This is a genomic window from Coleofasciculus sp. G1-WW12-02 (assembly GCF_040219735.1).
Taxonomy (GTDB): domain Bacteria; phylum Cyanobacteriota; class Cyanobacteriia; order Cyanobacteriales; family Coleofasciculaceae; genus Coleofasciculus.
On sequence record NZ_JAVJRX010000153.1, the window covers coordinates 1 to 11,111 of the forward strand.

Consider the following 11,111-nt stretch of genomic DNA (forward strand, 5'->3'; position numbering starts at 1 on the left):
GGAGCTGGGGGAGCTGGGGGAGCTGGGGGAGCTGGGGGAGCTGGGGGAGCTGGGGGAGCTGGGGGAGCTGGGGGAGCTGGGGGAGCTGGGGGAGATAGGGAAGCCATGTGATGACAGTTGTAGGGGCGGGTTTGACAACTATCGTTTCTTTTGCACCCTTTCTCTAACTAAACCCGCCCCGACTAAATGACAAATGACCAATGACAAAGGACAAATGACCAATCCCCCATCACAAGTTTAAAGCACGAGTCGCGGCTTTGATTAACTGATAATAGTGAGTTTGGGTAACATCCACCTGTTTAGCCTCGTCCCGATTGAACCCTAAAAGTCCGGTACGCTGTCCTTTTTGAACTACCAGAACTTTGCCTTGATCATTTTTAATTCGTAGTTCGTTTAATGATTCCCACAAGCTACAGGTATAACGGCGTTCATTGTGATGAAATTCGGCTTTTTTTATCGATGATGGGGCTGATTCACTCACCCGAATGCCGACTAACTCTAATTCAATTGTCACATTTCCATTCCAGGCATTATCTTTGAGTTTATAGGCAATATCTATATTCGAGGGTAGAGGGAAATATTCACCCCAACGCCACGCGATCGCACTCAGTTGCTTGGTGCCGTCTACCGTAGACAGGGTAAGCTTTACATGTCCTTTGCCCACGAGTTTTTGTTCCACCACTCGCACACCACCTGTCCAGAATATTGGGTCAGAATTACCAATCCCACAAGGATGCAATCGGTCAATTTGTTGGTATAGATTATAGCTAATTTGATTAAACTTCGCCTCGACGTCAATGGAGACTAAGGGTTTAAGATGTTCGGGTTCTAAACATTGATGGGCAAAGTGACTGAGTTGAGTTTGAAACGCCGTTAAATTTTCAGTCGGTAAGGAAAAGCCTCCCGCCGCTTGGTGTCCACCGAATTTACCTAATAAATCGTGGCAAAATTGTAGGGCTTCAAAGACATGGAATTCTGGAATTCCTCGTGCGGAACCGCGAATCTGTTCGGGATTTTCGTCTTCATAGGTGCCAATAAATACCGGGACACCATACCGTTCCACTAGACGCGACGCCACAATGCCAATTACACCATGATGCCAATCCGGTTGGACAAGGACGAGAACCCGCTGCTGTTGCCAGTTTAACTCCTCTTGTTCAATCAGTGCGATCGCGTCTTTCTCGATTTTCTCACAGAGGTGCTGGCGTTTTTGGTTAATTTCTTCGCATTGCTTCGCCCGTTCTTTGGCAATTTCCCCATCGCTGGTGGTGAGGAGTTCAATCACGATTTGCGGATCAGCTAAGCGCCCCACGGCGTTAATTCTTGGTCCGAGTTTAAAGCCGATATCTTCCGGTTTCAGGGCGATTTGGTCTTCACTGACGCCTGAGTTTTGGATTAAAGCCTGAATTCCCGCCAGTTGAGATTTGGGTAAGCGTTGCAATCCTCGTTTTAACCAACGGCGGTTAATTCCATTTAAGGGGGCGAGATCAGCAATGGTACCGAGGGTAAACAGTTCTAGGAGTTGGCTAGTGAGTCCCTGGTGCTGACCTAAGTCTTGGGCGAGAGTAACAGCTAATATATAGGCGACACCGACTCCGGCTAAACTGCGATACGGGGAAGATTCGGGTAACTGTTTCGGGTTGAGAATGGCATCGGCTTCTGGGAGTTCAGGGGGAAGGTCGTGATGGTCGGTAATAATTACCTTAAGACCTAAGTCTACAGCGCGTGCGATCGCCTCATGGGCAGAAATACCATTATCCACGGTGAGAATTAGCCCTACGCCTTTATTAGCGAATTCTTCCACGATGCGAGTATTGATCCCGTACCCGTCTTTCATCCGGCTGGGAATCCCATAGTCCACATCCGCCCCTAACCAGCGTAATGCCCTCAGTAACAAGGCGGTACTGGTCATGCCATCGGCATCGTAGTCACCACAGATAGCTATTTTCTCATGTTCTGCGATCGCATCTTTGAGCATATCCACACTAATCGCCAAGTCAGGAAATTCATCAATCGGGCTGGGCATAACCTGGGATTCTGGATATAAATAGACCATGGCTTGGTCTACGGTATCGAATCCTCGGTTAATTAACACTTGACCCAGCAGGGGTGAAAGTCCTGTCCCTTGGGCGAGTTGGTTAGCTTTTTCCGGGTAAGCTGAGGCAATTTGCCATCGCTGATTGGGCAAAGTTTTTGGGGAAGGGGATAGGTCAGAACTGGATTGGCTGAACACGCTAACTTGAGCAATTACATTGGGGCTAGGGATAGTTTACAGCAGATTTGTCCTTTGTCATTCGTCCTTGGTCTTATGTCAAACATCTGATACCTGTTCTGCTTAATCGGGAAGAAACACAGATGAGGGCGTCTATAGGGGTGCAAGGCTTGCATTGGTGGAAAGTCGAGGTGTAGGGGCGGGTTTTCCTGATAACGTTGTGGCACAAACTGATAACTTGACTAAACCCGCCCCTTTTTTTCCTTTGGTATCTATACCAAAGATCAAATCTGAATGATTTTCCTGATTAAGCTAATTTTGCCAAGACTGTGGCTAATTTACTGCCCAATTGTTTTACCGCCGCTTGTTGCGTCTCATCAATCAAGTTCCCCTTTTGATCAAATGCCTGATACGCATTAGGAATCGTTTTCTGATCCGGCAAAACCAACACGCCAATATTACCGAGAATGGCACGAACATGCACCAAACCCCGTAACCCACCTATTCCTCCGGGTGAGGTACTCATCAAGACAGCCACTTTATCCCGAAAACAGGAGAGGGCGAGAGGGGGTCCACCTGGTTCTGGACGAGATGCCCAATCAATGGCATTTTTGAGTAAGGGTGAGATAGAACTGTTGTATTCGGGTGAGGCGATGAGTAAGCCTTGATGGGCTTTCATCAGTTGCTTGAATTTGAGGACAGTTTCGGGAATGCCTTCTTTTTCTTCCGCATCTTGGTCATACAGGGGCATCGGTAAATCGCGAAAGTCTAGATAGGTGACTTCAGCACCGGCTTCTTTTGCTCCCGCAACCGCAATTTGTACTAATTTTTTGTTCCAGGAGGTTTCCCGGCTGCTACCTGCAAAGGCTAGAATTTTAGGCGCGTTTGTCATAATTTATTTTAATCCTTTTAGCCGCCAATATTGAGTTAATCTGAATCGATAGTTTAGGCATAAAATGGCGTCTTGTCAATCGTTTTACTGAAGTTAGCCAATTTAGAAGGGCTGATTGGTTTGTGAGGCATCAAGATGCTGCGATCGCGTCTTCCGCCGTCGCCACCATGCATCAATGGAGACGTCATTGAAACTATTGCCAGCGACTAAGATAAAAAACACCAGGCAATATACTAACTGACTCGTCGCTGTATCCCAGTTTTGGAGTAATGTCACCCCATACATCAGCACCACCATTAAGCCAAATCCGGTGACTAAAGCCGCTTGAGTCGCTAATCCCAGTGTCACCATAAATCCGACTATAAATTCCACAATTGGCACAAGTAAAGCTGGCGCTCTGACTAAGGGTTCGGGAATAAATGTATCTTGAAATAAATCCACCATCGACTGGGCAAAGCCGGGAATATTACCGAGGCGGGTAAAGCCATGGTTAAAGAAGTTTACGCCTAAAACGATTCGCAAGAAGGTATAAGCGATGACAATATCTCGACGACGGAACCAGGGTGTTGGTTGATTTGGCATTTTGTTGATGGTTTAGAGTTGTTTGTACGGCGAAGACAGCGCAACTACAAACTAAGCTGGAGCTAACCATAAGGCGACATTCTTGACATAAGCCTGAATATCTAATAAAGCCTGCGGGTTTTGCTTCATCCCATTCCCAGGGGGTTCATCCACAAAGCTGGGACATCCTGTGGCAATATCCCAGTTGTAGTCAACGAGATGATGGAATGTTGATTGAGCCACAACTCGTCCGAGAAGATTGCCTTCGCGATCGCGAGTTCTCTCGACGGCGATCACGAGATTAAATTCACGCCCGGTTATTTTGCTTTTACTTGTGGCAATAACTCGTGCATGATCAGCGTCATCGGGTATACCGATTCCGCCTTCATGAGGATGGGCGGGAAAGAAGGTAATCACACCCGTCGCTGATTCGGGATTTTTTAATAGGTTGTGAACGGGTACAATTGGGGTAATGGTTTGATAGTCTCCATTTCGACCTGAATGGTAATTGGGCCACAAAATCGATTGGGTTTCTACATCATCTGGGCAACAACGGGATGGATCGGGATCGGGTTGTTTGGTATGGAAATAATGAAAGATGCCAATCGATTTAAGGGGACACATCGACACCCCCATATCCTGGTGATCACGAGTCGCCAAAATCCCACCGCCTTGTTGATGAAAATGGCTAATCCCAGCACAGTCGTTGGTACTTAACCCATCGCCGACATCAAGGGCAAATAGCCAGAGTTGATCAAACTTATCTCGATCGAGAGTACTCAGCACTGGATCATCCCCATTAGCGTTGGGTTCCCTATCCCTCGCCGTTACTTCACACACCGGGTTTCCGGCTGCATCTGTGAGAGTGGTGAGATAGTTTCGTAATCGGGAAAAACGGGCGATTGTCCAATCGTCTTCCTCTGTCGATAATAAAGTTGTTTGTAAGAGAATGCGGATAGGCTGATGCATGGTAAGTTTTTCCAAAGGTAAGGATGGGTTTTACGATTATCCTCTCTTGCCTGCCCAAATGCCACTAAACTTGCCCTGTTCTTAGGGGCGTTTACAATTATCGTTTCTTTTTCGTCCCAATGCGACTAAACCCGCCCTTTTGAGAGGATTTAACCAAAACACTTTCGGTTTTCGGTTAGGCTCTTGATGGAGACGTTACCAATGGGGGTGTGGAGTAGTCCGGTTGGTGCGATCGCACACAAGCTTTGCTCATCCGATTCCTCTGATTACACAAGACTTTGACGGGTTTGCCAAGCCTCGACACCCTTATTTATCAGCCATTGCCACGGAACCAGAATTCGCGCTAAGATGTATGCCTCCCCCTCACCCATGGGGTTACCGGAATTCAGGGTAACCCCACCCCCCTTCATCTCCCCATGGTTACTCCATAAACTTAGGGCGCGATCGCTCCCTGAGAAGAATGGCATTATAAATAAAAAGGGGATAGGGGCGATGGTAAAAGATTCTCACCGACCAAGAAATGATGATATGGTTCTCGGCGGTCAAAATCCACCCCCGACTCAGGGCGTGGTATTGGGTGGTATTGCTGGGGTAAGGATGCGTTTAACCTCTCCTGTAGTGGATCAACGTTTGACAGCCATTACCGAAGCTACCGCCTATGGGGATGCAGGGTTAAATTTAGTGCTTCAAGCCTTTTTGCAAGATGAATCGCCACGGGTGCGACAAGCCGCCTATTTACTCCTGTGGAATAAGACACAACCGTGGGTTAAACAAGCCATTCAACATTATGTCCCTGCGAATCGGGTTGCGTGGTGGCGGTTAAATGAAACAGAAGGGGACATCGCGGCGGATACAGTGGGGGGAAATGATGGTACGATTAAGGGCGCCACGCCGGTGACGATTGTTCCAGGTCGTATGCCGGGATTAGGAGGTGCAGGACATCCGGATGAGGTGAATCCAGAGTCCTATCGGTTTGTCGAATTTGTTCTGCCTCAAGGGTTGGGGAGTGCGTTGCAATTTGATGGGGATGATTATGTGGAAATTCCCCATGGATCAGCTTTGAATTTTGGCGTTGGAGATTTCTCCATTGGTGTGGGAGTTAAGACTCGTAGTCGCGGACTTGAGGTGATTTTGGATAAGCGTGTGGAAACCTCTGGATCGGTGCAAGGATATTGTTTATATCTGCATCAAGGTCGGTTGGGTTTACAATTAGCTGATGGCATTGAGTCAGAAGGAATGAATTATGATAGTCAGTGCTTAATTGCCGATGATCGCTGGCATTATCTGGTGGTAACTGTTGACCGAGATGCGACCGATGGGGGACGATGGTATGTGGATGGGATTGAGTTGGGGAATCGATTTAACCCAAAGGGACGACAGGGTTCGCTGAATAATTTTAAGCCTCTGCGATTGGGACGACGTTCGGATCATCCAGGTGCACCGGGATTCTTTCAGGGTAGGATGAGTGATGTACAACTGTTTAATCGATCGCTAGCCGCACCTGAAATTCAAGCAGTTTATCAAAGGGTTGGGGTTAAGGGAACGCGATCAGGATTTATTCATAAGTGATAAGTATGCGCTTTAATCAATCTAGAGACGTAACTATGATTATGATAGACCCAATTACCCAGCCGGAGATAATATAATATAATTATTAACGTTCTCGAACAGCATTTGCCAAAATTCCTAAAATTTTCTTAATATCATTCAGATAATACTCATCCAAATCAATTTCGATAACGTTCCCTTTAAGGCGCAAAAACTTCCAATTGGTTCCTGACGTGACTGCACCATAAATTTCTGATATCCCATTTCCCTCGCGGTCATTGAATATCTGAGCTGCTACCATTTCCGCTACACACTGCCCCAATCCACCGATAAGATTTTCCTTCTTTGCTTCTACCAGCGTAATCACTGGCGCATTGACAAATAACTGTTCCGGAGACTGGCTGATCAGAAAATCGCAAACTCCATTCAAGCCGCACTCTTTATCAATATCAAATTCAATTCCCGAAAATAAGTTGATCTGCTCTTGTAACTGTCTTCTAATGTCGATTAAAATTGGAGCAATAATCATTTCAGACCGAGCTTTTCCACTATTGCTGGCTAAAGCCAAGGGAATATTATAACGCAAAGTTTCTGTCAGTAAGGGGCTGGGTTCAAACTCAGTAACTTGACTGAACGTATTCATTTTTTCTACAGTAATTAAGTCAAAGTTTTTTTTGACTTTGGCTAACGTAAAGTCACTATATGACATGGGCATTAAAGATAAAAACCTGTAGGTTGGGTTGACGCGCCGAAACCAAACAAAATCTAAGGCAATATTACCTACTACAAACTTCAATTTAGGCGTGTAATGTAATACCCGTTACTGAGGGCGGGTTTTGTTAATACATTGTCGGACATCAACCGAATGACTCAACCCGCCTTGACCATAAGAATGGGAAATGGGGGACTTTTTTATTGCCAGCGTCCCACAACTACCCGCACTGTACCATCTTCTAACACGTCTTCTTCTTCGACATTAAATCCTTGTTCTTGCACAGAATGCAGTAACATTTTATGGGCGTACTTTTGATTGACGGAATTGACGAATTCTTTTTGGTTAATGCTCGCCCCCCAAAAATCGGCTACGAGTTCATACGCCTCTCCATGCTGGCGAAAGCCTAAATCGTAGCCATTAGACTGGCGAATCACATATTCGGCTTCTGTGGTATTTCCGTGATAGCCGCGTACTGAGGTATTGCATTCGACTTGATACCCCAACTCCTGCAACGTTTGATGCAGAATCTCGCCGTTTTTTATCTGAACATTGATGGTGGTGAAGTGAGACATAGTTTTCGAGGATGGTTAATGATAAATGAAGTTAAGGCAATGTTAGTGAGTTCAGCGTTTGTAGTAATCGATTCGAGCGTTTATGACGAAGACAGCGCAACTACGAACCCAAAGGAGTGTGTCATTGGAGGTAAGGCAATGAGTAGTTGGAGAAATTTATCTCTAGGGAAGGATGTAGGAGTGAGACTCTAGCCAGACGCGATCGCACATCTATTTTATTTAGTCTAAAGCATAACCGCAATTAGGAGGGTTCTCCATGAGACTTCGGATGATGGGTTTGGGTTTGGGTTTGGTGATGGTGCTTTTGCCCGCTTGTAGTATTTTCTCTGAAGATGAGGCGGCTTTGCAGCCAGAGGGGACAACGATTGGTCATGGTTCTACCTTAGGCGATGTGACGGAGGATACGAGTGAGGTTGTCGGTGAGATTGTCAGTGTGGATGGGGAAGTGAAGAAGGTTCTCGGTTCAGATACATTTAAGCTAGAACAGGAAGGACTTTTGGGGGGGAATGACGTTTTAGTGGTGAACGCGAATCCCGATGTCCCGATTAAAAAGCAAAATTGGGTGAGAGTCACCGGGGTGGTGCGTAAATTTGTCAGTACAGAGATAGAGAAAGATTACAATTTAACCTGGGATTTAGATTTTAAAGAAACGATTAAAGCCGAATACGAAAATCAACCTGTGATTTTTGCCGAATCTGTGGAACTCTTAGCGGTGGATTGAGTGGGAGTTTGCCCATATAGCGGCTTGGGTGCGATCGCGTAGGTTCAATCGGCTTAAAATATGGGTAATATGGTTCTTCACCGTCTTCTGAGAAATATACAGAGTTTGGGCAATTTCTCGGTTATTCGCACCCGTGGCGATTAAGCGTAAGATTTCCTGTTCTCTGGGGGTGAGTTCATCCCAGGCGGTTGAGGAATTGGATACAGAAGCAGGGATTTGCGTCCGAATCTTTTGACCAATTCCTGGTCCCAACTGAGTATACCCCTTATACACCGCCCGAATTCCTTGGGCTAATTCGTCGGGAGGTGTATCTTTGAGTAAATAGCCAGAGGCGCCATAGTGTAGGGCTTGAGTAACGTACTCATCATCGTCAAATGTGGTTAAGACCAATATTTTGATTTGGGGAAACCGTTGACAGATTTCCCGGGTAGCAGCGACACCATCCATAATCGGCATACGCACATCCATGAGAATAATATCAGGTTGTAGGGTTTCCAGTTGTGCGATCGCCGTTTCTCCATTATCCGCTTCTGCGATAACCTCTAAATCATCTTCAAATTGTAATAAGGCTTTTAAACCGCGTCGGACTAGATTTTGGTCATCAACCAGTAAGATTTTAATCATTTCAGGAAATGAGGGAGATAGGGGAGATAGGGGAGATGCATTCGTAGGGGCTCTCGCATTCGCGCCCAAATCTATCGGTTTTATACCAACATTTCAACGCGAATGCTTCGCCCAATCCCCAACCATTAATCCCCAATGACGAATGACGAATGACGAATGACGAATGACAAATGACGAATCACCACTCAACTATAACTTGACACCCTTGTCCTGGTGATGTGTTAATGGTAAGATGACCCCCTAATGCTTGGGTACGTTCGCGCATCCCTTGTAGACCAAAACCTGTGGTATTCTGCGTCACATCAAATCCTCTGCCATTATCCTGAATCATCAGATGAAACCGGGAATCTGTCCAAATCCGGATACTCACCTCTGTGGCTTTGGCATGTTTATAGATATTGGTGAGGGATTCTTGGATAATCCGATAACTCGCCATTTTCACATCGGGCGTCACCGGATGGGACAAATTGATTTGACAATCGGGTAAGATACCCGTAGACTTGTGGAATTCTTGGATTAAAGACGCGATCGCATCCTCTAGAGATTGCCCTTGTAACGGGTTAGACCGCAGGGTTGCCACGGATTGACGCACGTCTTGAAGCGCAGTAGCGGCGACTTGTTTGACTTCGATTAAAAAGTCTTTTGCTTCTGCGGGATTCGACTCTAAGAGTCGTAAGGCGGCTTCTAAGTGCAGGTTAAACGTAATCAGGGAATGTCCCAAGGAATCATGGATTTCCCTAGCAATACGATTCCGTTCCTGTAAGGTGGCAATATCTTCAATCCGCACCGCATAGCGCCGCAGTTGAGCATTTGCCTGTGCCAATTCTTCCCGACTGCGCCGTTCGGCTAATAAAGCATCGACTAACAACTGTAAGAAGACTAAGACTAATCCAAACACTACTATAGAACTTAAGAGGATAAATAGCCAACGTTCTGGCACCGCAAAATGTGGGGGGCGAAAGGGAGGGCGAGGGCGAAGGCGAAGACTGCGAGACTGAAATCGGTCAACTTCCCGCATTAGGAATAAGACAAAAGCGAATCCGGTAATAATTAAGCGGCTTTGTCGTTCAAAAATAAAACAGTTTCGGATAACTAAAATAATTAACATCAAGGGTAACATGCGAAGTTTACCCACCAGAGAAACAAGGAGAATTAAGCCGATTTCTACTCCGGTGTAAATCACCTTAACCGATTTCTGGGTCGGTAATCTCAACCCCATCAAACCAAAGACGGCTAAACCCAGCAGATTTAGGAAAGGGAAACGAGGGAGGTGGGGAAAGGGAAACCGCAGGAATTCAACGATAGCAATGATTCCCAGCAGAATCCATTCTAGATATAGAAGGAAGGGAATTGGATGTTTGGTCATTGGTCATTGGTGATTCGTTATTGGTTATGTGTAGGGGCGAAGCATTTGGGGAGCAATCTGATGATACTTGTCCAAAATGTTTGACCCAAATGCGAGAGCCCATTCAAGGGACGTTGTTAGAGATAATGTTTTGATAAAAAAACCGTCACCTCCGCCTTCCTGGACTAGGACTAAAGTCCTACCTCAAATCAGGACGTTTGCCTCAAGTCGTTTAACCCCTACAGTTTCTAGGATAAAGACATCAAACACCAAATCGTTGACCACCTTAACATCATGAACATCAAAGTCTTTCCTCTATTCGCCACCATCGCTGCAATTACCCTCGCGGCTGCACCCATGGCAGCATTTTCCCAACCCAAATTCGCGGAGGAACTCAACCTAACAACCGACCAACAAACGCAGTTAGAACGCATCCGGGATAACAAACACTCGCAAATCGAACAAATTCTCACCCCCCAACAACGGGAACAGTTCCAAGAATTGCAGGGACAACGCCAGCGACACCGGGAAGGGATGCGGGCGCTAAATCTAACTGAAGCACAACGAAACCAAATGCGGGAGATTCACCAATCCGCACGGGAACAGATGCAGAATGTCCTAACCGAGGAACAACGGGAACAAATGCGTCAAATGCGGGAAAATCGTCGGGGTCAAAGAGGAATGGGACGCCCAAATCAAGCCCAATAATAGATAAAAAGTAACCCGAAATCCCCGTAGGGGCGCAGGTCGCGTGCGCCCTTTGTCAACATGGCTCTATTTGACACTCCTCAGCCTAAAGGCGTGAGTAGCGCTTCTTTCATCGAGCACTCTTACTATGAAATAGTCGCCTATTTCATACCAGAGGAGCATCTCTGGAAGAAGCGTTTTGCTCCATTACAGAAGCTAGTTTCGATATGCCCTATCGTACTATTGAAAACAAGAAAGAATGTGT

The 11,111-nt window shown here is 46.2% G+C and carries 12 protein-coding genes; 3 read left to right on the forward strand and 9 right to left on the reverse strand.

Annotated features, from left to right (window positions below; translation table 11 throughout):
• Positions 1-229 precede the first annotated feature (229 nt).
• From recJ to RID09_RS24750, 5 genes are all read right to left on the reverse strand, one after another.
• On the reverse strand, positions 230-2,188 hold the full coding sequence (gene recJ / locus RID09_RS24730; RefSeq protein WP_446338570.1) for a single-stranded-DNA-specific exonuclease RecJ: 1,959 nt from the start codon (positions 2,186-2,188) through the stop codon (positions 230-232).
• A gap of 331 nt (positions 2,189-2,519) precedes the next feature.
• Complete coding sequence (locus tag RID09_RS24735) at positions 2,520-3,104, reverse strand: NADPH-dependent FMN reductase (protein ID WP_446338571.1); 585 nt, start codon at positions 3,102-3,104, stop codon at positions 2,520-2,522.
• 102 nt (positions 3,105-3,206) lie between these two features.
• Positions 3,207-3,686 (reverse strand): DoxX family protein, encoded by a 480-nt coding sequence (locus tag RID09_RS24740; protein ID WP_446338572.1) that lies wholly within the window; start codon positions 3,684-3,686, stop codon positions 3,207-3,209.
• Positions 3,687-3,737: 51 nt separating this feature from the next.
• Entirely contained in the window at positions 3,738-4,634 is an 897-nt protein-coding gene (locus RID09_RS24745) for a hypothetical protein (protein ID WP_446338573.1), read from the reverse strand.
• Positions 4,635-4,900: 266 nt separating this feature from the next.
• A complete protein-coding gene (locus RID09_RS24750; RefSeq protein WP_446338574.1) occupies positions 4,901-5,101 on the reverse strand; it encodes a hypothetical protein in 201 nt (66 codons plus the stop codon).
• Between the two features lie 25 nt (positions 5,102-5,126).
• Between RID09_RS24750 and RID09_RS24755 the strand changes: the two genes are divergently transcribed.
• Entirely contained in the window at positions 5,127-6,203 is a 1,077-nt protein-coding gene (locus RID09_RS24755) for a LamG domain-containing protein (protein ID WP_446338575.1), read from the forward strand.
• A gap of 85 nt (positions 6,204-6,288) precedes the next feature.
• Here the strand turns inward: RID09_RS24755 and RID09_RS24760 are convergent, their stop codons facing one another.
• Positions 6,289-6,891: a hypothetical protein gene (locus RID09_RS24760; protein ID WP_446338576.1), complete on the reverse strand. Its 603-nt coding sequence runs from the start codon at positions 6,889-6,891 to the stop codon at positions 6,289-6,291.
• Between the two features lie 203 nt (positions 6,892-7,094).
• Positions 7,095-7,469: a DUF1257 domain-containing protein gene (locus RID09_RS24765; RefSeq protein WP_446338577.1), complete on the reverse strand. Its 375-nt coding sequence runs from the start codon at positions 7,467-7,469 to the stop codon at positions 7,095-7,097.
• Between the two features lie 256 nt (positions 7,470-7,725).
• Between RID09_RS24765 and RID09_RS24770 the strand changes: the two genes are divergently transcribed.
• Positions 7,726-8,190: a hypothetical protein gene (locus RID09_RS24770; protein WP_446338578.1), complete on the forward strand. Its 465-nt coding sequence runs from the start codon at positions 7,726-7,728 to the stop codon at positions 8,188-8,190.
• On the opposite strand, the gene RID09_RS24775 is transcribed toward RID09_RS24770, so the two are convergent.
• The gene (locus tag RID09_RS24775) at positions 8,176-8,814 is read right to left on the reverse strand and encodes a response regulator (protein WP_446338579.1); all 639 of its coding nucleotides are present in this window, start codon (positions 8,812-8,814) and stop codon (positions 8,176-8,178) included. The genes RID09_RS24770 and RID09_RS24775 overlap by 15 nt on opposite strands.
• Positions 8,815-8,992: 178 nt before the next feature.
• Complete coding sequence (locus RID09_RS24780; RefSeq protein WP_446338580.1) at positions 8,993-10,180, reverse strand: sensor histidine kinase; 1,188 nt, start codon at positions 10,178-10,180, stop codon at positions 8,993-8,995.
• Positions 10,181-10,453: 273 nt separating this feature from the next.
• On the opposite strand from RID09_RS24780, the gene RID09_RS24785 reads away from it, so the two are divergent.
• Positions 10,454-10,867, forward strand: coding sequence for a Spy/CpxP family protein refolding chaperone (locus RID09_RS24785; protein ID WP_446338581.1), 414 nt, complete (start codon positions 10,454-10,456; stop codon positions 10,865-10,867).
• Positions 10,868-11,111: the final 244 nt, after the last annotated feature.